21 protein-coding genes are annotated in these 19,004 nt (G+C 58.8%); all 21 read right to left on the reverse strand.

The features are described from left to right. Positions 1-46: 46 nt before the first annotated feature. The 21 genes from AFK24_RS21450 to trmJ all read right to left on the reverse strand — a co-directional run bounded on the left by AFK24_RS21450 (position 47) and on the right by trmJ (position 18,734). Entirely contained in the window at positions 47-838 is a 792-nt protein-coding gene (locus AFK24_RS21450; RefSeq protein WP_065835141.1) for an amidohydrolase, read from the reverse strand. Further along, positions 826-1,974, reverse strand: coding sequence for a pyridoxal phosphate-dependent aminotransferase (locus AFK24_RS21455; protein ID WP_065835142.1), 1,149 nt, complete (start codon positions 1,972-1,974; stop codon positions 826-828). The genes AFK24_RS21450 and AFK24_RS21455 overlap by 13 nt, the downstream gene beginning before the upstream one ends. Before the next feature lie 118 nt (positions 1,975-2,092). After that, the gene (gene der, locus AFK24_RS21460; protein WP_065835143.1) at positions 2,093-3,565 is read right to left on the reverse strand and encodes a ribosome biogenesis GTPase Der; all 1,473 of its coding nucleotides are present in this window, start codon (positions 3,563-3,565) and stop codon (positions 2,093-2,095) included. Positions 3,566-3,706: 141 nt separating this feature from the next. Continuing rightward, positions 3,707-4,858, reverse strand: a complete 1,152-nt coding sequence (gene bamB, locus AFK24_RS21465; RefSeq protein ID WP_044901470.1) for an outer membrane protein assembly factor BamB — start codon at positions 4,856-4,858, stop codon at positions 3,707-3,709. Continuing rightward, complete coding sequence (locus AFK24_RS21470; RefSeq protein ID WP_065835144.1) at positions 4,851-5,492, reverse strand: tetratricopeptide repeat protein; 642 nt, start codon at positions 5,490-5,492, stop codon at positions 4,851-4,853. The genes bamB and AFK24_RS21470 overlap by 8 nt, the downstream gene beginning before the upstream one ends. Before the next feature lie 39 nt (positions 5,493-5,531). After that, positions 5,532-6,821, reverse strand: coding sequence for a histidine--tRNA ligase (gene hisS, locus AFK24_RS21475; RefSeq protein ID WP_065835145.1), 1,290 nt, complete (start codon positions 6,819-6,821; stop codon positions 5,532-5,534). Between the two features lie 24 nt (positions 6,822-6,845). Further along, complete coding sequence (gene ispG, locus AFK24_RS21480) at positions 6,846-7,955, reverse strand: flavodoxin-dependent (E)-4-hydroxy-3-methylbut-2-enyl-diphosphate synthase (protein ID WP_020292202.1); 1,110 nt, start codon at positions 7,953-7,955, stop codon at positions 6,846-6,848. A gap of 3 nt (positions 7,956-7,958) precedes the next feature. After that, the gene (locus AFK24_RS21485) at positions 7,959-8,948 is read right to left on the reverse strand and encodes a RodZ domain-containing protein (protein WP_065835146.1); all 990 of its coding nucleotides are present in this window, start codon (positions 8,946-8,948) and stop codon (positions 7,959-7,961) included. Beyond that, entirely contained in the window at positions 8,948-9,706 is a 759-nt protein-coding gene (gene pilW, locus AFK24_RS21490; RefSeq protein ID WP_065835147.1) for a type IV pilus biogenesis/stability protein PilW, read from the reverse strand. The genes AFK24_RS21485 and pilW overlap by 1 nt, the downstream gene beginning before the upstream one ends. 26 nt (positions 9,707-9,732) lie before the next feature. Then, entirely contained in the window at positions 9,733-10,881 is a 1,149-nt protein-coding gene (gene rlmN / locus AFK24_RS21495; RefSeq protein ID WP_065835148.1) for a 23S rRNA (adenine(2503)-C(2))-methyltransferase RlmN, read from the reverse strand. A gap of 32 nt (positions 10,882-10,913) precedes the next feature. After that, positions 10,914-11,339, reverse strand: coding sequence for a nucleoside-diphosphate kinase (gene ndk / locus AFK24_RS21500; protein ID WP_065835149.1), 426 nt, complete (start codon positions 11,337-11,339; stop codon positions 10,914-10,916). 95 nt (positions 11,340-11,434) lie between these two features. Further along, positions 11,435-11,635: a Fe-S cluster assembly protein IscX gene (gene iscX / locus AFK24_RS21505; RefSeq protein WP_065835150.1), complete on the reverse strand. Its 201-nt coding sequence runs from the start codon at positions 11,633-11,635 to the stop codon at positions 11,435-11,437. Positions 11,636-11,647: 12 nt separating this feature from the next. Continuing rightward, entirely contained in the window at positions 11,648-11,989 is a 342-nt protein-coding gene (gene fdx / locus AFK24_RS21510) for an ISC system 2Fe-2S type ferredoxin (protein ID WP_065835151.1), read from the reverse strand. Positions 11,990-11,992: 3 nt separating this feature from the next. Beyond that, positions 11,993-13,855, reverse strand: a complete 1,863-nt coding sequence (gene hscA / locus AFK24_RS21515) for a Fe-S protein assembly chaperone HscA (RefSeq protein ID WP_065835152.1) — start codon at positions 13,853-13,855, stop codon at positions 11,993-11,995. A gap of 46 nt (positions 13,856-13,901) precedes the next feature. Next, on the reverse strand, positions 13,902-14,423 hold the full coding sequence (hscB, locus tag AFK24_RS21520) for a co-chaperone HscB (RefSeq protein ID WP_020292194.1): 522 nt from the start codon (positions 14,421-14,423) through the stop codon (positions 13,902-13,904). An 8-nt stretch (positions 14,424-14,431) separates the two neighbouring features. Then, positions 14,432-14,755, reverse strand: a complete 324-nt coding sequence (gene iscA, locus AFK24_RS21525) for an iron-sulfur cluster assembly protein IscA (protein WP_020292193.1) — start codon at positions 14,753-14,755, stop codon at positions 14,432-14,434. 60 nt (positions 14,756-14,815) lie between these two features. Further along, the gene (gene iscU / locus AFK24_RS21530; RefSeq protein WP_020292192.1) at positions 14,816-15,202 is read right to left on the reverse strand and encodes a Fe-S cluster assembly scaffold IscU; all 387 of its coding nucleotides are present in this window, start codon (positions 15,200-15,202) and stop codon (positions 14,816-14,818) included. Between the two features lie 84 nt (positions 15,203-15,286). Next, positions 15,287-16,501: an IscS subfamily cysteine desulfurase gene (locus AFK24_RS21535; protein WP_065835153.1), complete on the reverse strand. Its 1,215-nt coding sequence runs from the start codon at positions 16,499-16,501 to the stop codon at positions 15,287-15,289. Between the two features lie 44 nt (positions 16,502-16,545). Further along, positions 16,546-17,037 (reverse strand): Fe-S cluster assembly transcriptional regulator IscR, encoded by a 492-nt coding sequence (gene iscR / locus AFK24_RS21540; RefSeq protein WP_065835154.1) that lies wholly within the window; start codon positions 17,035-17,037, stop codon positions 16,546-16,548. Positions 17,038-17,184: 147 nt separating this feature from the next. Next, complete coding sequence (cysE, locus tag AFK24_RS21545; protein ID WP_065835155.1) at positions 17,185-17,961, reverse strand: serine O-acetyltransferase; 777 nt, start codon at positions 17,959-17,961, stop codon at positions 17,185-17,187. Next, positions 17,961-18,734 (reverse strand): tRNA (cytosine(32)/uridine(32)-2'-O)-methyltransferase TrmJ, encoded by a 774-nt coding sequence (trmJ, locus tag AFK24_RS21550; RefSeq protein ID WP_065835156.1) that lies wholly within the window; start codon positions 18,732-18,734, stop codon positions 17,961-17,963. Before trmJ ends, cysE begins: the two co-directional genes overlap by 1 nt. Positions 18,735-19,004 lie beyond the last annotated feature (270 nt).

Genomic DNA, 19,004 nt, shown 5'->3' on the forward strand with positions numbered 1-19,004 from the left:
AATGGATAGACGGCGTATCGGCAGATTCAGACACAGCTGAACACAATTATTGTATCTGGAATGTATCGGCATCGAGATCGGCGGGAAATCTGGTGCGATAAGCCGCAAGTTCCGCCGCATTCAATGACACCTCAAACACGCCCTCTGCTTCACCCGCGCTGAACAGGCTTTCACCCTGGAAATCCAGAACCTGACTGTCGCCGGTGTAAGCGAAGCCTTTGCCGTCCGTACCGGTGCGGTTCACCGCAGCGACGTAGCAGAGATTCTCGATGGCCCGCGCGGGCAGCAGACGATTCCAGTGCAGACGCCGCGCGCCGGGCCAATTGGCGGTGTACAGCAGCAGATCGGTGTTCTGCGCATCGCGGCTCCAGACCGGGAATCGCAGGTCGTAGCAAATCAGCGGGCGAATCCGCCAGCCCTTGAGCTCGAACTGCACCTGCTGATTACCCGGACTGTAATGCTGATGCTCGCCGGCCATGCGGAACAGATGGCGTTTGTCGTAATGCAGCAACTCCCCATCCGGGCGCGCCCACAGCAACCTGTTGCGATGGCTGCCGTCAGCCGCCTTGACGATGATGCTGCCGGTGACTACCGCTTGCAGGCGCTTGGCCTGGGCGAGCATCCACTTGGCGGTGGGCCCGAATTCCGGCTCCGCCAGGGTTTCCGACGCCATGGAAAAACCCGTGGTGAACATCTCCGGCAGGATCACCAGATCAGCACCGCTGAGCGGGTCCAGCAGCATGGCGAAATGCTCGTGATTGGCCTGGCGGTCATGCCAGGCCAGAGAGGTCTGGACCAACGCCAGATTCAGATTCGGCAACTGGCTTAGATCGCGCATAACTTCTCCGCTGCCAGACGCAACGTTTCTTCGCGCTTGGCAAAGCACAGGCGAATGATCCGCTGGCCTTCAGGCGGGCTTTGATAGAACACCGAAATCGGGATGCTCGCAACGCCATGCTCGCGGGTCATCCACAGTGACATGTCCACGTCGTTGAGGTCCGGCCGGATCTGCGAATAGTCCACCAGCTGGAAGTAGGTACCGCCGACTGGCGTGAAGCTGAAGCGCGACCTCTTCAGTCGGTCGCAGAAGAAGTCCCGTTTGGCCTGATAGAACGCCGGAAGTTCTTCGACGTGCTCGGGATGCTCAGCCATGAAGTCGGCCAACGCGTATTGCAACGGCGTGACGCCGCAGAAACTCACGTACTGGTGGATCTTGCGCAGCTCGGCGGTCAATGCCGGAGGCGCAACGACATAGCCGGTTTTCCAGCCGGTGACGTGATACGTCTTGCCGAACGAGCTGACCACGAATGCGCGCTGATACAGCTCTTCGTGGGCCAGGACGCTGGCGTGCTGAACACCGTCGAACACCAGATGCTCATAGACCTCGTCGCTGAGCAGATAGATGTCACGATCGGCAATCAGTGCAGCAAGACGATCGAGATCGGCGCGGCTGATCAACGCTCCGCTCGGGTTGTGCGGGCTGTTGATCACGATCATGCGGGTCCGCGGGCTCAGTGCATCGCTGAGCTTTTGCCAGTCAATGGCGAAGTCATCCAGAGCCAGTTGTACATGCACACAACGCCCGCCCGCCAACTCCACAGACGGCTCATAACTGTCGTAGCACGGGTCAAAAATGATGACTTCATCACCGGGCCGCACCACGGTCTGGATCGCGCAGAATATCGCCTGGGTAGCGCCCGGCGTAATAGTGATCTCTGTTTCCGGGTCGACCTGACGGCCGTAGTTGCGCGCAATCTTGGCTGCAACCTGCTGGCGCAGCGCGGGCAAACCGGTCATTGGCGCGTATTGGTTATGACCTTCGGCAACATGACGGCTCAAGGCATCGCGCAGCGCTTGCGGGCCATCGAAATCCGGGAAACCCTGGGAAAGATTGATCGCGCCGGTCTCGGCTGCGAGCTGGGACATGACGGTGAAAATGGTGGTGCCGACGTTGGGCAGCTTGCTCGTAATCATGGGGCCTTCTCAACTGTACGCCCGGCTCCACGGTGGCACGGGTCATCCAGAATAGCCCATAGAGCGCGCATAAAAAAAGGCGCTATTAGCGCCTTTTCGGAGAAAGCCTGTTACAGAATCAACGCTTGTCGCGACGTTTCTTGTCGGCTTTCTTATGGTGCGACATCATTCGACGCTTCTTGTTGACCTGACGGTCAGTCAACGTGTTCTTGTTGCCTTCGTACGGGTTCTCGCCGCCTTTGAACTCGATACGGATCGGCGTACCGACCAGTTTCAGCACGCGACGGTAAGTGTTTTCCAGGTAACGGACGTAAGACTTCGGTACTTTCTCGACCTGGTTCCCGTGGATCACGATCAATGGCGGGTTGGCGCCACCCAAGTGCGCATAACGCAGCTTGATACGACGACTGCCCACCATCGGCGGCGCATGCTCGCTGACCGCATCTTCGAGGATCTGGGTCAGGCGGCTGGTCGGCCAGCGCGTAACGGCGGACTTGAACGAGTTCTGCACTGACTGATACAGGTTACCCACGCCCGTGCCATGCAAGGCCGAGATGAAGTGGATATCGGCGAAGTCGACAAAGAACAACCGCCGTTCAAGCTCGGTCTTCACGAAGTCGCGTTCGCTCGGCACCATGCCATCCCACTTGTTCAGGGCGATGACCAGCGCACGACCGGACTCCAGGGCGAAGCCCAGCAGGTTGAGGTCGTGATCGACCACACCTTCACGGGCATCCATCACGAAGATCACCACGTTGGCGTCTTTGATGGCCTGCAGGGTTTTGACCACCGAGAACTTTTCAACTTCCTCGTGGATCTTGCCGCGCTTGCGCACACCGGCGGTGTCGATCAGCGTGTACTTTTCGTCGTTGCGGGTGAACGGGATGTAGATGCTGTCGCGGGTGGTGCCGGGCTCGTCATAAACGATAACCCGGTCTTCACCGAGCATGCGGTTGACCAGCGTCGACTTGCCGACGTTGGGACGACCGATGATGGCGATCTTGATGCCGTCTTTTTCGCTCGGACCCGGGATGCGCTTGGCTTCCTGACCCTCGGCGACGACTTCAGCTTCACCTTCCTCTTCCTCTTCCCCTTCGTCTTTCGGGAACTGGCTGAGGGCGATTTCCAGCATCTGGCTGATGCCACGACCGTGCGCACCCGCTACAGGAATAGCATCGCCCATGCCCAGGGGGGCAAATTCGGCGCGGGCCATTTCCGGATCGATGTTGTCGACCTTGTTGGCAACCACGTAGGAACGCTTGCCACGCTTGCGCAAGTGCTCGCCGATCATCTGGTCCGCAGCGGTGAAACCGGCACGGGAGTCAACCAGGAACAGTACGACGTCAGCTTCTTCGATGGCCAGCAGCGACTGCTCGGCCATTTTTTCGTCCATGCCATGCTCGTCGCCGGAAATACCGCCGGTGTCGATCAGGATGTAGGAACGCCCTTGCCACTTGGCCTCACCGTATTGGCGATCACGGGTCAGACCGGACAGATCGCCGACGATAGCGTCGCGGGTCCTGGTCAGGCGGTTGAACAAGGTGGACTTGCCGACGTTCGGTCGACCCACCAAGGCGATTACGGGAACCATGCGGCTCTCCACTTCGTTATTTCAGAAAATACAAAAGCCGCTGCAGGGCAGCGGCCGGAGTTCGGAGCAGCGCCTCTCGGCGCTGCAGACCCTGCCGGAGCAGGGTTGCGAGAGGTCCAGGACCTCAAGCATAGACAGTCTTTACTTGATGGTCAGGGCTTCCAGCTTGCCACTGTTGCCAAACACATAAATCATGTCGCCAACGACCAGCGGACGGGCACGCAGGCCGTCGCTGTCAATGCGCTCACGCCCCACGAAACGACCATCGACCTGGCTCAACAGGTGCAGATAGCCTTCCATGTCGCCGACCGCAACGTAGCTGGAATAAACTTCCGGCGCGCCGAGTTGGCGGCGGGCCAGAGCATCGTTGCTCCACAGCGCTGTGGACGAACGCTCATCGATACCTTCGACGGTGCCGTTGGCCAGGCTTACGTAGACGCTGCCAAAACCCTGGGCGACACCGGCGTAGCTGGAAGCATCACGCTGCCAGAGTACACGACCGCTTTCCAGTTCCAGACCGGCAACCCGGCCTTGATAGCTGGCAACGTACAAGGTGCCACCGGAAAGCAGCAGTCCGCCGTCGATATCGACAACGCGTTCCAGCTCCGAGCGACCTTGCGGGATAGCAACGCGCTGTTCCCAGGCCGGCACGCCGCTGGCGGTGTCCAGTGCAACGATTTTACCGGTCGACAGCCCAGCCACCGCGAGGTGGTTGGTCACAATCGGCGCGCCAGTACCGCGCAGGGTCAATACTGCCGGCGTGCTTTCGTAGATCCAGCGCTGAGTACCGGTGGCGGCATCGAAGCCGATCACACGGTCATCCTGAGTCTGGACAACCACCACGTCACCGTTGGTGGCAGGCGGAGCCAGTACTTCACTGGTCACGCGAGCGCGCCATTTTTCTTCGCCGGTGGCTTCGTCAAGGACGACGATCTCGCCCTTGAGCGTACCCACCATCAGCATGCCGTAGCCGACACCGACTGCGCCGGAAACCGGCAGTTCGAGGTCTTTCTTCCAGACCACGTCGCCGTTCAGACGATCCAGCGCCATGATCACGCCGGTCACGTCAGAGGCGAAGATGCGGTCGCCGTCGATCGCCGGAACCAGCATGTTGTAGGTTTCGCCCTGACCGTCACCGATCGAACGGCTCCACTGCTTGTGCAGAACCACTTCTTCTTTGAAGTCAGTCAGCTCGGCCGGTGGCAATTCTTTCTTGCTGTTGCTGCTGCAACCCGCGGCCAAAATGGCCAGAGCCAGCAATGCTGCATGTTTCCAACGCATCACGTCACGCATCCCCTTTGGCCAAGTCGTCGAGCTTCATTTGTAGGCCACCTACGGCTGCTTCTTCAGACAGCGCGGATTTGGCTTTTTGGTAAGCAGCATGCGCAGCGTCAGTGCGACCCAACTGTACCAGCAGGTCACCCTTGAGTTCTTCACGGCTGGCCAGGAACGCCTTGTCGGCATCGCCTTCCAGCAGTTTCAGTGCATCTTCGGTCTTGTTCTGTGCCGCTAACACGCGAGCCAGGCGTTGACGGGCGATTTCGCCCAGCGTGTCGCTGGCCGGCTTGTCGGTGACCAGTTTCAGCTCGGCGACTGCGTCATCCAGCTTGGCATTGTCCACCGCCACCTTGGCGACGAAAAGACTGCCGTACTGTGCGTAAGCCGTACCACCGAACTCACTTTTCAGCTTGTTGGCGATATCGGCGACACGTGCGGTGTCGGCCTGGCCGCTGGGCGTCAGCGCGGTTTCCAGCAATTGCTGGTACAGCGCGGAAGCACCCTGGGACTGATTGCTCTCGTATCTGCTCCACGCCTGCCAGCCAAGGACAATGACCAACGCCAGCAAACCGCCAGTCAACAGGGGTTTGCCGTTACGCTGCCACCAGTCCTTCATTACCGCCAGCTCTTCATCTTCGGTACGCGACACCCCAATACTCCTATTCGCTAAATCGGCTGTTAATCAGCTTCAACCCTGCACAACGCAGGAGGCCAGGTGCTCGGACAGAGCATCCCAGGCAATATTTTGTTGTTCGCCCTGACCACGCAGGGGTTTAACGCCGATCACTTGCTGCGCCAATTCCTCTTCACCGAGGATCAGGGCAAACAGAGCGCCGCTCTTGTCGGCTTTCTTGAACTGGCTTTTGAAGCTACCGGCACCGGCGTTGACCTGCAAACGCAGGGTTGGCAGTTGGTCACGAACCCGTTCGGTCAGGGCCAGCGCAGCCAGTTCGGCCGCTTCGCCGAACGCGCACAGATAAACATCCACCTGACGGGAAATTTCTTCCGGGATCTGCTCCAGGGTTTCCAGCAACAGCACCAGACGCTCGATACCCATGGCGAAACCAACGCCCGGCGTTGGCTTGCCACCCATTTGCTCAACCAGCCCGTCGTACCGACCACCGGCGCAAACCGTGCCCTGGGAACCGAGTTTGTCGGTAACCCACTCGAAAACGGTCTTGCTGTAATAGTCCAGCCCGCGCACCAGCTTCGGGTTGATCACGTAAGGAATACCGACCGCATCCAGACGCGCCTTGAGGCCTTCGAAATGGATCCGCGACTCATCGTCCAGGTAATCCGCCAGTTTCGGCGCATCGACCAGCACAGCCTGGGTCTCCGGATTCTTGGTATCGAGCACACGCAACGGATTGGTTTTCAGGCGACGCTGGCTGTCTTCATCCAGCTCGCTCAGACGCGACGAGAGGAATTCCACCAGTGCATCGCGATAACGCGCACGCGCTTCGCTGGTGCCGAGACTGTTCAGCTCCAGTTTCACCGCGTCGCGAATGCCGAGTTCCTTCCACAGACGCCAGGTCATGACGATCAGCTCAGCGTCGATGTCCGGGCCGTCGAGGTTGAAGACTTCCAGGCCAATCTGGTGAAACTGGCGATAACGGCCTTTCTGCGGGCGTTCGTGGCGGAACATCGGACCGATGTACCAGAGTTTCTGCACCTGGCCACCGCCAGTGATGCCGTGTTCAAGCACCGCACGCACGCACGCGGCGGTACCTTCAGGACGCAAGGTCAGCGAATCGCCATTGCGGTCTTCGAAGGTGTACATCTCCTTTTCAACGATGTCGGTGACTTCGCCGATGGAGCGTTTGAACAGATCAGTGAACTCCACGATGGGCATGCGAATCTGCCGGTAACCGTAGTTATCCAGCAAACGCGAGACGGTACCTTCGAAATGACGCCACAACGGGGTCTGCTCGGGCAGGATATCGTTCATGCCACGAATGGCTTGCAGAGACTTACTCACAAAAAATCCTTAACAATTCTTGGGTTAGCCGCGCGCGATGAGCGCTGCGTCGGCTGCGACCTTTTCGGCCGCTTTCTGGCGAATCAAGCGTTCCAGCTCATCCACCAGATTGTCATTGGTCAGCTTCTGCGCCGGCTTGCCATCGATGTAGATCAGGTTCGGCGTACCGCCAGTCAGGCCGATATGCGCTTCCTTGGCTTCACCCGGACCGTTGACCACACAACCAATAACGGCAACGTCCAGCGGCACCAGCAAATCTTCGAGACGCCCTTCCAGTTCATTCATGGTCTTGACCACATCGAAGTTCTGCCGCGAGCAGCTCGGGCAGGCGATGAAGTTGATGCCACGGGAACGAAGGTGCAACGATTTGAGGATGTCGTAGCCGACTTTCACCTCTTCGACCGGGTCAGCGGCCAGCGAGATGCGGATAGTATCGCCAATCCCGTCGGCCAGCAGCATACCGAGGCCAACGGCGGATTTCACTGTGCCTGAACGCAGGCCACCGGCTTCGGTGATACCCAGGTGCAAAGGCTGGACGATTTCCTTGGCCAGCAGGCGATAGGCTTCGACGGCCATGAACACGTCGGAGGCTTTCACGCTGACCTTGAAGTCCGGGAAATTCAGGCGTTCAAGGTGCTCGACGTGCCGTAAAGCGGACTCCACCAGCGCGGCAGGCGTTGGTTCGCCGTATTTCTTCTGCAGGTCTTTTTCCAGGGAGCCGGCGTTCACGCCGATCCGGATCGGGATGCCGCGATCACGGGCCGCATCCACTACCGCGCGAACCCGGTCTTCACGACCGATGTTGCCCGGATTGATCCGCAGGCAATCGACACCCAGTTCGGCAACGCGCAGGGCGATTCGATAATCGAAGTGGATATCGGCAACCAGCGGCACCTTGACCAGCTGTTTGATACGGCCGAACGCTTCGGCGGCGTCCATATCGGGCACCGAAATGCGCACGATGTCCACGCCCGCAGCTTCAAGACGATTGATTTGCGCGACCGTGGCCGCGACATCATTGGTGTCGCTGTTGGTCATGCTCTGCACGGCAATTGGCGCATCGCCACCGACCGGAACAGAGCCGACCCAGATTTTTCGAGATTCGCGACGCTTGATCGGAGATTCGCCGTGCATGACTTATTGCCCCAGCTTCAGACGTGCGGTTCTGCCGTTGGTGAACGACGACAGATCGACCGGCTGACCATTGTAGTTGACCGTAACACCGGGTGGATTACCCAGAAGCAGACTCAAAGGCGGCTTGCCGTTGACGTTGAGGCTGTCGCCTTTGCGCTTCAGGCCGCTGAAAAGAACCTTGCCGCCCGCTTCGGTGACTTGTGTCCAGCAATCGGCTGCAAATTGAATGGCAACCTGACCGGCACCGGCCGGAACTTCGGGCGCTGCTTCCGTCACGGCTGGCGCAGTTGCCGGCGTGCCTGGAACGGCTGGCGTACCACGCGCCGGAACAGACGGCGTATTCGGTGTATGTGCCGGAACGTTTGCCGAGGTGGAAGGCGCAACAGGAGCGGGTGCCAACGAAGGCGCTTCCGTCGCCGGCGTACCGGTGTTCAACGGCAATGACGACTGATTGCTGCCCAATGATTCGGTCACGGCCTGATCTTCAGGCTCGTCCAGCGGATGAATCTGCGTCGTGCCGTCGGCACTTTCGACTTCAACATGTTCAGGGGTCATGCTGACCGGATCCTTGCCACGCTGGGAAGCCTGATCCTGCCACCAGAGGAAACCACCACCCACCAGCACCACCAGCAACAGCAAGCTGACGATGCGCAAGATATTGTGTGAGAGCCGAACCGGCTCTTCGATGCGACCCAGCGCATGAACAGCCGAGCCCTTGCCGTCGGTGCCGGTGTACTGATCGAACTGGTTGACCAGCGCGGTCTGATCCAGCTCCAGCAGTTTGGCGTAGGCGCGCACATAACCACGGGCAAAGGTGTGCCCGGGCAGCTTGTCGAAGTCGCCAGCCTCAAGGTTGCCGAGAGACGTTACAGTGAGGTTCAACCTCAAGGCGACATCTGGCAGCGACCAGTTCTTATTCTCACGGGCCTGACGCAGTGTTTCACCAGGATTAACGCGAGTGGCTGCTACAACTTCGGGATGCACCGCTTTCATCATTGCTCCGACAGGTATTGCTGATATTCCGGCGTACCGGGATAGAGTCTTTTGAGTTGCAGCCCGAAACTGGCTGCCTTGTTGCGATCGTCATAGACTTTTGCCAATCGCGTACCGAGCAATAGACTACGTGCATTTTGCTCACTCAGTTGGCTAAAACGGTCGTAATAGTCGCGCGAGGGCACATAATGCCTGTCTTCGTAAGACAACTCAGCCATTTCCAGCAATGATCGTGGCAGTTGGCGGTCTAGGCGCAAGGCCTTGGTGAAATAATTCAGCGCCGCTTCACGGTCGCCCAGCTTTACCGCCGTCAGGCCCAGGCTTTCGAATACTCGAGAGCGTTCCGGGTAAAGCGAATCTGCAGCCGCTTCTTCAAAGCGTGCGTAGGCCTCTTTGTAACGGCCCTGCTCATAGAGAAAACTGCCGTAGTTGTTGAGGATCCGGGCATCGCCCTTGCGCGAGGACAAGGCCTTGCGAAAGTGCTGATCCGCCAGTTCCGTTTCCATTTCAACCTGAAAAACCAGGGCCAGCGCGGCATTGGCGTCGGCATCGGAACTGTCCAGGTCCAGCGCTTTCTTCAACGGCACCTTGGCCCGTTCGGTCTGGCCTTGCTGCAAATAACCCAGACCCAGCTGCACATACGCCTGACGAGCCTCATTGCGGCCCTTGCCGGTGCTCATCGGGTCGATATTGCCCGACGAGACGCAGCCCGCCAGCATCGTCACGAAACAGAGCAGCAGCGCGGCACGCACGGACATTGAGGTTCTCTCGGTCAAGATTGCGATCAGGTTCGAGTCGCGGCGCTTTGGGCCAGATCGGCTTCGGCACTCAACTCACGCACAGCGATGTAACGCTCGCTGCGACGAGTCCGATCCATGACCTGCCCGACCAACTGACCACAGGCCGCATCGATATCTTCGCCACGGGTGGTGCGCACAGTGACGTTGTAGCCGGCCTGATGCAACTGATCCTGGAAACGACGGATCGCGTTATTGCTCGGACGCTCGTAACCCGAATGCGGAAACGGGTTGAACGGGATCAAGTTGATCTTGCAAGGCGTGTCCTTGAGCAGCTCGATCATCTCGACCGCATGCTCGACCTTGTCGTTGATGTCCTTGAGCATGGTGTACTCGATGGTCAGCACGCGCTTCTCACCCAGGGTCTTCATGTAGCGCTGGCAGGATTCGAGCAGCATTTTCAGCGGGTATTTCTTGTTGATCGGCACCAACTGGTTGCGCAGCGCGTCATTGGGCGCGTGCAGCGACAAGGCCAGGGAGACGTCGATGTGCTTGGCCAGCTCGTCGATCATCGGTACCACGCCGGAGGTAGACAACGTCACCCGGCGTTTGGAAATGCCATAGCCCAGGTCATCCATCATCAGATGCATGGCAGCAATGACATTATCGAAGTTCAGCAGCGGCTCACCCATGCCCATCATCACCACGTTGGTGATGGCACGGTCGACGGTAGCCGGGACGCTGCCAAAGGATTTGTTGGCAATCCACACCTGACCGATGACTTCGGCGGCGGTGAGGTTGCTGTTGAAGCCTTGTTTGCCGGTAGAGCAGAAACTGCAATCCAGCGCACAACCCGCCTGGGACGAAACACACAAGGTGCCGCGTTTGCCCTGGGGGATGTAGACCGTTTCGACGCAGCTGCCGGACTCGACACGTACCACCCATTTACGGGTGCCATCGGTGGAGATGTCCTCGCTGACGACTTCAGGGCCACGAACTTCGGCACAAGCCTTGAGCTTTTCGCGCAGGGCCTTGCTGACGTTCGTCATGGCGTCGAAATCATCGACGCCAAAGTGGTGAATCCACTTCATGACCTGACCGGCACGGAAGCGCTTCTCCCCGATCGAATCGAAGAATTTTTCCATTTCCAGTTGAGTCAGACCCAACAGGTTTGTTTTGCCAGTCGATGCAATCATGAATTCACCCTTCACTCGTTAGTCAGCAGGACTTAGCGAGTGGTTACTTCGGTAGCTGCGAAGAAGTACGAGATTTCGCGAGCAGCGGCTGCTTCGGAATCGGAACCGTGAACAGCGTTGGCGTCGATGGAATCAGCGAAATCAGCGCGGATAGTACCGGCAGCAGCTTCTTTAGGGTTGGTAGCGCCCATCAGCTCGCGGTTTTTGGCAATGGCGTCTTCGCCTTCCAGAACCTGAACAACAACAGGGCCGGAGATCATGAACGACACCAGGTCGCCGAAGAAACCGCGAGCGCTGTGCTCAGCGTAGAAACCTTCAGCTTCGGCTTTGGACAGTTGCTTCAGTTTCGAAGCAACAACGCGCAGGCCGGCTTTTTCAAAGCGAGTGGTGATTTCGCCGATTACGTTTTTAGCAACGGCGTCAGGCTTGATGATCGAGAAAGTACGTTGAACAGCCATGGTGAAACTCCAGAAACAATGATTAAAGCGAAAAATTAAACCCGCGAATTATACGCGGGTTCCGGGGGATTGCCTAACTGCGTGAGTGACAGAGCTTAGTCAGCTTCTTCGATCCAGGCAGCCTGAATGGCTTCAAGGACCTTCTCGCCGCCACGCGTCGGATCATCGCTGAACTCAGGCAGGGCTATAACCCAGCGCTGCAGCTCAACAAAATTGACATAGCGCGGATCGACATCCGGCTTGCTTTCCGCGAGCTGGATAGCGATTTCCAGCACATCAACCCATTTAAGACTCATGACAGCTCCTTGTCAGTGCGGCGCTTCGGCTGCATGGTTAAGCGAATATTTCGGGATCTCGACCGTCAGGTCTTCAGTGCCGACGATTGCCTGACAGGAAAGACGCGATTGTGGCTCCAGCCCCCAGGCCTTATCGAGCATATCTTCCTCCAGCTCATCAGCCTCTTCCAGCGAGTTGAAACCCTCGCGGATAACGCAGTGACAAGTGGTGCAGGCGCAAACGCCGCCGCAGGCGCTTTCGATCTCGATGTGGTGCTCATGAGCCAGTTCGAGAATGGAGGTGCCGGGTGCCGCCTCAACAACCAGACCTTCCGGGCACAGTACTGCGTGAGGCAGAAAAATGATCTGCGGCATCAGTTATTCCTCGATTTCATTCAGATTGCGCCCCGACAGCGCGGCTTTGACCGTCAAATCCATGCGTCGGGCTGCAAATGCATCAGTCACTTGCGACAGACGCTTGGTCTGCTGCTCGATGGCAGAGCCATCGGTGCCTTGCATCAATTCACGTAATTCCTGCAGTTGCAGGTCGATGACCATGCGTTCTTCAGCGTCCAGCAAGCGTTCGCCATCCACGTCCAGCGCGGCCTCGACGGCCTCGACCAGACGCTGCGCGTCAACCTGCTGTTCGCGCAGCACCCGGGCGACCTTGTCGTCACTGGCGTGTTGGAACGATTCCTTGAGCATCCGGGCAATTTCGCCATCGGTAAGGCCGTAGGAAGGCTTGACCTGGATACTCGACTCGACGCCCGAGCCCAGTTCACGCGCAGCCACGCTGAGCAGACCATCAGCATCGACCTGGAAGGTGACACGGATTTTCGCAGCCCCGGCAACCATCGCCGGAATGCCGCGAAGCTCGAAGCGCGCCAGGGAACGACAGTCGCTGATCAGTTCACGCTCGCCTTGCAGCACGTGAATCATCATCGCCGACTGGCCATCCTTGTAGGTCGTGAAGTCCTGCGCCCGCGCTACCGGAATAGTCGTGTTGCGCGGAATCACTTTTTCCATCAGCCCGCCCATGGTTTCCAGCCCCAATGAGAGCGGAATCACATCGAGCAGCAGCAATTCTTCGCCGTCGCGCTTGTTGCCAGCCAGGGTATCGGCCTGGATCGCCGCGCCAATGGCGACCACTTGATCCGGATCGATTTCGGTCAATGGCTGGCGACCGAACAGTTCGGCCACTGCCTGACGAACACGAGGAACGCGGGTCGAACCGCCAACCATGACCACCGCTTCGACTTCGTCCAGCTCGATATTGGCATCACGCACTGCACGGCGGCAGGCTTTGAGGCTGCGCGCCAGCATCGGCTCGATCAGCGCATCGAAGGCCTCGCGAGTCAGCACGCCGCTCCAGTCGCCGTAGGCAACATCAGCACTGGCGACATCAGTGAGCGCTTCTTTTGCAGCACAGGCCGCTTGCAACAGGCTGCGCTGGGTAGACGGATCGAGATCCGCCGACAAACCGGCTTCAGCGACGATCCAGCTGGCGATTGCGTGATCGAAGTCATCGCCCCCCAGCGCGGTGTCGCCGCCGGTGGCCAGCACTTCGAAGACGCCGCCCGTCAGACGCAGAATCGAAATATCAAAGGTGCCGCCGCCCAGGTCGTAGATGGCAACCACGCCTTCGGCGTTCTGATCCAGACCATAAGCCACGGCTGCGGCGGTTGGCTCGTTGAGCAGGCGCAGCACATTGAGGCCAGCCAGTTTGGCGGCGTCTTTGGTGGCCTGGCGCTGAGCGTCATCGAAATAAGCCGGAACGGTGATCACTGCGCCTACCAGTTCGCCGCCCAAGGCCAGCTCGGCCCGCTCACGCAACACCTTGAGGATGTCAGCAGAGACTTCGACCGGGCTTTTCGGGCCCTGAATGGTTTCGATGAACGGCATGTGCGACTCGCCGCCGACGAAGCGGTAAGGCAATTGCTCGCCCAGCTGCTTGACGTCCGCCAGACCGCGCCCCATCAGGCGCTTGACCGAAAGCACGGTATTGAAAGGGTCGGCAGCAGCGGCGGCTTTGGCAGCCTGACCGACTTCGACGCGGTCGGCGTGATAGCGCACGGCGGACGGCAGAATGACCTGCCCTTGCGCGTCAGCCAGCGGTTCGGAGAGACCGCTGCGCAATGCAGCGACCAGCGAATTGGTGGTGCCCAGGTCGATACCCACAGCCAGACGACGCTGGTGCGGTTGAGGACTTTGGCCGGGTTCGGCGATCTGCAGTAAGGCCATGCTTTATCTGAATAATCACAGGCGTGCGGCCAGGAGCAGCACGGGGTTAATCGTCGAGGCGCTCTTCAAGCTGGCGCACTTCGTAAGAGAGCTTGTCGAGGAACTGCATGCGCCGCATCAGCCGTTCGGCTTCATCGCGTTGCGCAGCGTCGTCCCAACAGGCAGCGAAGCTTTCGTTCAGTTCTTCCTGCGCAACCTTGAGGCGTCGCTTGAAGACGGCAACTCCCGCCAGGTCAGCTTCGTCCTGCAGATCCTCAAGTTCTTCGCGCCATTGCATCTGCTGCAGAAGAAACTCGGGATCGTGCACGGTCACTTCCAGCGGAACCTCATCGCCACGCATCGCCAAGAGATAACGCGCCCGTTTCGGGGCGTTCTTGAGCGTCTGATAGGCTTCGTTGAGGCTGGCGGAATGTTCCAGCGCAAGACGCTGCTCACGCTCGGAAGCGTCAGCAAAGCGGTCTGGATGCACGGCCCTGGCCAGCTCGCGATAACGCGTGGCCAGCTGATCGAGATCCAGGCGAAAGCTCGGCTTGAGCTCGAACAAGGCGTAATGACAAGGAGTACCCACGATAAGCCTCAGATGTTGAAGCTTTCGCCGCAGCCACATTCACCGCGCGAGTTGGGGTTGTTGAACTTGAAGCCTTCGTTCAACCCTTCCTTGACGAAATCGAGCTCGGTGCCATCAAGGTAGACCAGGCTTTTCGGGTCAATAATCACCTTGACGCCGTGCAATTCGTACACGGTATCTTCAGTGTTCGCCTCGTCGACGAACTCGAGCACATAGGCGAGACCGGAACAACCTGTGGTGCGAACACCCAGACGAACGCCATCACCTTTGCCGCGCCCGTCGAGGGAGCGTCGTACGTGTTTAGCGGCGGCTTCTGTCATGCTGATAGTCATCGGGACTCCTTATTGCAACGCAGTTGCTTGTCGCAAGCTTCTTTAGAAAAGGACCGCTGCTTACAGCAGGCCTTTCTTCTGCCGGTAGTCGCGAACGGCGGCCTTGATGGCGTCTTCAGCGAGTACGGAGCAGTGGATTTTCACCGGCGGCAAGGCCAGTTCTTCAGCCAGCTGAGTGTTCTTGATGGTCTCTGCTTCATCCAGAGTCTTGCCTTTCATCCACTCGGTCGCCAGAGAGCTGGAAGCAATCGCCGAACCGCAGCCGTAGGTCTTGAACTTGGCATCTTCAATGATGCCTTGATCGTTGACCTTGATTTGCAGGCGCATTACGTCGCCGCAAGCCGGAGCGCCGACCATGCCGGTGCCAACATCAGGATCTTCCGCGTTCATCTTGCCGACGTTGCGCGGGTTCTCGTAGTGGTCGATGACCTTTTCGCTGTAAGCCATGGTGCTATTCCTCTCATCAGGGAGTCGCTCTGCATGTCATGCGCACGGTTGTTGCGCATGACTCGCTTGGGAGGCGACTTTAAATTAATGCGCCGCCCACTCGATCTTGGAGATGTCGACACCGTCTTTGTACATGTCCCAGAGCGGCGAAAGTGCGCGCAGCTTGGTGACCGCTTCGCAGACCTTCTGCGCCGCATAATCGATTTCTTCTTCGGTAGTGAAGCGACCGAAGGTGAAGCGTATCGAGCTATGGGCCAGCTCGTCATTACGACCAAGGGCGCGCAGCACGTACGACGGCTCAAGCGACGCCGAGGTACAGGCCGAACCGGACGAAACCGCCAGGTCCTTGAGCGCCATGATCAGCGACTCGCCTTCGACATAGTTGAAGCTCAGGTTCAGGTTGTGCGGTACACGGGAGATCATGCTGCCGTTGATGTACAGCTCTTCCAGATTTTCGACCTGCCTGTAGAAACGCTCGCTCAAGGCTTTGACGTGAGCGTATTCGGCAGCCATGTCCTGCTTGGCAACGTGGAACGCTTCACCCATGCCAACGATCTGGTGGGTTGCCAGCGTGCCGGAACGCATGCCGCGCTCGTGACCGCCGCCGTGCATGGCCGCTTCCAGGCGAACGCGCGGTTTGCGGCTCACGTAGAGGGCACCGATGCCTTTGGGGCCGTAAGTCTTGTGCGCCGAAAAGGACATCAGATCAACCTTGAGGTTGGCCAGGTCGATTTCGATTTTGCCGGTGGACTGCGCCGCATCAACGTGGAACAGCACGCCGCGCGAACGGGTCAGTTCGCCGATCGCCGCGATGTCGTTGATGGTGCCGATTTCGTTGTTCACGTGCATGATCGAAACCAGAATGGTGTCGTCGCGCAGAGCCGCTTCAACCATCGCCGGAGTGACCAGACCGTCTTCGCCGGGCTCGATGTAGGTGACTTCAAAACCTTCACGCTCAAGTTGACGCGTCGTATCGAGCACAGCCTTGTGCTCGATCTTGTTGGTGATGATGTGTTTGCCCTTGCTGGCGTAGAAGTGCGCCACGCCCTTGATTGCCAGGTTGTCGGACTCGGTCGCACCGGAGGTCCAGACGATTTCGCGTGGATCGGCGTTAACCAGATCAGCGACCTGACGACGCGCATTCTCCACCGCTTCTTCGGCTTTCCAGCCAAACACGTGGGAACGCGAAGCCGGGTTGCCGAAGTTTCCTTCGACGGTAAGGCATTCGATCATTTTCTGCGCAACTCGCGGATCGACCGGGGTCGTCGCGGAGTAATCAAGGTAAATCGGCAATTTCATTGAAGCTCTCCTATCAGGCAGGCGCACCGCTCATTCATCTGCGTTCATTCGACGGCGGACGTTTCAATCTTATCCAGGTAATGCGTCTTGGTATTGGAACGACGCAGATCCTGGCGCTGGGCGACTTCTTGAACCTCACGGCGAGTAACAAGGTCGGCCAGGCTGATACCGCTTAGAAATTCGTGAATCTGCTGGCTGAGGTCACACCACAGATGGTGGGTCAGACAGGTATCACCGGCATGGCAATCGCCCAGCCCCTGGCAACGTGTTGCATCAACAGACTCGTTGACGGCATCGATCACCTGGGAGACCTGGATGCTTTGCATGCTGCGGGATAGCTGATAACCACCGCCCGGCCCCCGCACGCTCGACACCAGACTGCTACGACGCAGCTTGGCGAAAAGTTGCTCGAGGTAGGACAGGGAAATGCCTTGTCGCTCAGAGATATCGGCCAGTGACACTGGCCCGTGCTGCGCATGTAATGCCAGATCGAGCATGGCAGTTACAGCGTATCGGCCTTTCGTAGTCAGTCGCATGGCGTGTACCGCAGAGGTTCTGGATAAAATCGAGTATGCTATTCCCGACTGTTTAAGTCAACTATAAGACCAAGCAATTTAGTCGGGAATACCTGCAAAACTGCGGCCGCATCATAGCAAACGCTGGGGCGTATGACACGCCCGGCATCAACCGACCTTGCTTTCGCTCTTATCCTTGACGCAGTCGAAGACCTCGTCACGCAGCTCAGGAAGCTCCTTGGCGCAATAATCGCTGCCCAGGCCCTTAAGCGCATCGCACATGCCTTCCAGGCGAACATCCACGGCCTGTAAGTGATCGAGCAACTGGCCAATGGCTCGCGCCACCGGATCGGGCATGTCTTCACTGACGCCATAGGCATCGAAACCCAACTTCTCGGCAATTGCCTTGCGCTTTGCCTGCACGTCATCATCGGACTTGATGATAATGCGCCCCGGAATACCCACCGCCGTCGCGCCAGCTGGCACCGCCTTGGTCACCACCGCATTGGAGCCGATCTTCGCACCCGCCCCGACCGTGAAAGGCCCGAGTACTTTGGCGCCGGCACCGACCACGACCCCGTCTTCGAGGGTTGGATGGCGCTTGCCGGCATTCCAACTGGTGCCGCCGAGCGTCACGCCCTGATACAGCGTGACGTCATTGCCGATCTCGGCGGTCTCGCCAATCACGATACCCATGCCGTGATCGATGAAAAACCGTCGACCGACCTTGGCGCCGGGATGGATTTCGATACCGGTCATCCAGCGACCGAAATTCGACACTACCCGCGCCGGCCACTTCAGGCCCTGCAACCACAGAATATGGGCCAGACGATGCAGCCAGATCGCGTGCATGCCGGGATAGCAGGTCAGCACTTCAAAGGCATTGCGCGCCGCCGGATCCCGATGGAACACACTTTGAATATCTTCTCGCAGACGTTCGAACATCATTGATCCTTCCGCTTATAGGGTTCACCGCGGGCTGACTTCTGGGTCTCCGTGAGGATCCCGCGCAGAATGCTCAGCTCCGAGCGATTCACATCGCTGCGACCGTACAAGCGGCGCAGCCGAGCCATCAAATGCCGTGGCTTTTCCGGATCCAGGAAGCCAATCGCTACCAGCGTGGCTTCGAGGTGCCCGTAAAAACCTTCCATTTCGTCCATGGTCGCCAGATCAGCACTGCGCACCGAGGTCACTTCGACTTTTTCAGTCTTGGTCGGCTGCCCTTGAGCCGCCAGCCAAGACATGCGCACCTCGTAACTCAGCACCTGAACTGCCGCCGCCAGGTTCAGCGAGCTGAATTCTGGGTCGGATGGGATATGCACGTGATAGTGACATCGCTGGAGTTCTTCGTTGGTCAGGCCGGCGTATTCACGACCAAACACCAGCGCCACCTCGGCGCCCTGCCCGGCCTGCTCGGCGGCCATCACGCCAGACTCACGCGGATCGAGCAGCGGCCACGGGATGCGCCGATCGCGGGCGCTGGTGCCCAATACCAGATTGCAGCCCACCAGCGCATCTTCAAGGGTCGCAACCACCTGGGCGTTTTCGAGGATGTCGCTCGCACCGGAAGCCCGGGCGTCGGCCTCGTGATGGGGAAAGACCAGCGGATCCACAAGCACCAGGCGCGAAAGCCCCATGTTTTTCATGGCGCGAGCAGCCCCTCCGATATTGCCGGGATGACTGGTACCGACCAGGACAACACGAATGTTTTGCAGCAAGGCAAGCGCTCACAGACAGAAGAATGGGGAGCAAATCTTACAGAAGCCCCCCGCTTAACGCTATGAAGGCGTGCGGCGTTAAGTCTCGCGGCGTTGGAGCGAGGCTTGCCCGCGAAGAACGATAACGCGGTGGGCCAGATCCTCCGAGGCGCCTGATTCGCGGGCAAGCCTCGCTCCAACGAACCCGGCTTTAGCCTCACGCGACAACACGGCGCTGGAAATATTTCGCCTTACGCCATAGAATGTTCGGCTTTCTTTAACGACCCAGGT

This window comes from Pseudomonas syringae, assembly GCF_001698815.1.
In the GTDB taxonomy this organism is placed as follows: Bacteria; Pseudomonadota; Gammaproteobacteria; order Pseudomonadales; family Pseudomonadaceae; genus Aquipseudomonas; species Aquipseudomonas syringae_A.

What these genes read in the sequence shown, in the direction of transcription:
- AFK24_RS21450 (WP_065835141.1), bottom strand. Translation starts at nt 838, where the DNA reads ATGCGCGATCTAAGCCAGTTGCCGAATCTGAATCTGGCGTTGGTCCAG.
- AFK24_RS21455 (WP_065835142.1), bottom strand. Translation starts at nt 1,974, where the DNA reads ATGATTACGAGCAAGCTGCCCAACGTCGGCACCACCATTTTCACCGTC.
- der (WP_065835143.1), bottom strand. Translation starts at nt 3,565, where the DNA reads ATGGTTCCCGTAATCGCCTTGGTGGGTCGACCGAACGTCGGCAAGTCC.
- bamB (WP_044901470.1), bottom strand. Translation starts at nt 4,858, where the DNA reads ATGCGTGACGTGATGCGTTGGAAACATGCAGCATTGCTGGCTCTGGCC.
- ispG (WP_020292202.1), bottom strand. Translation starts at nt 7,955, where the DNA reads ATGCACGGCGAATCTCCGATCAAGCGTCGCGAATCTCGAAAAATCTGG.
- AFK24_RS21485 (WP_065835146.1), bottom strand. Translation starts at nt 8,948, where the DNA reads ATGAAAGCGGTGCATCCCGAAGTTGTAGCAGCCACTCGCGTTAATCCT.
- pilW (WP_065835147.1), bottom strand. Translation starts at nt 9,706, where the DNA reads ATGTCCGTGCGTGCCGCGCTGCTGCTCTGTTTCGTGACGATGCTGGCG.
- rlmN (WP_065835148.1), bottom strand. Translation starts at nt 10,881, where the DNA reads ATGATTGCATCGACTGGCAAAACAAACCTGTTGGGTCTGACTCAACTG.
- ndk (WP_065835149.1), bottom strand. Translation starts at nt 11,339, where the DNA reads ATGGCTGTTCAACGTACTTTCTCGATCATCAAGCCTGACGCCGTTGCT.
- iscX (WP_065835150.1), bottom strand. Translation starts at nt 11,635, where the DNA reads ATGAGTCTTAAATGGGTTGATGTGCTGGAAATCGCTATCCAGCTCGCG.
- fdx (WP_065835151.1), bottom strand. Translation starts at nt 11,989, where the DNA reads ATGCCGCAGATCATTTTTCTGCCTCACGCAGTACTGTGCCCGGAAGGT.
- hscA (WP_065835152.1), bottom strand. Translation starts at nt 13,855, where the DNA reads ATGGCCTTACTGCAGATCGCCGAACCCGGCCAAAGTCCTCAACCGCAC.
- iscA (WP_020292193.1), bottom strand. Translation starts at nt 14,755, where the DNA reads ATGACTATCAGCATGACAGAAGCCGCCGCTAAACACGTACGACGCTCC.
- iscU (WP_020292192.1), bottom strand. Translation starts at nt 15,202, where the DNA reads ATGGCTTACAGCGAAAAGGTCATCGACCACTACGAGAACCCGCGCAAC.
- AFK24_RS21535 (WP_065835153.1), bottom strand. Translation starts at nt 16,501, where the DNA reads ATGAAATTGCCGATTTACCTTGATTACTCCGCGACGACCCCGGTCGAT.
- iscR (WP_065835154.1), bottom strand. Translation starts at nt 17,037, where the DNA reads ATGCGACTGACTACGAAAGGCCGATACGCTGTAACTGCCATGCTCGAT.
- cysE (WP_065835155.1), bottom strand. Translation starts at nt 17,961, where the DNA reads ATGTTCGAACGTCTGCGAGAAGATATTCAAAGTGTGTTCCATCGGGAT.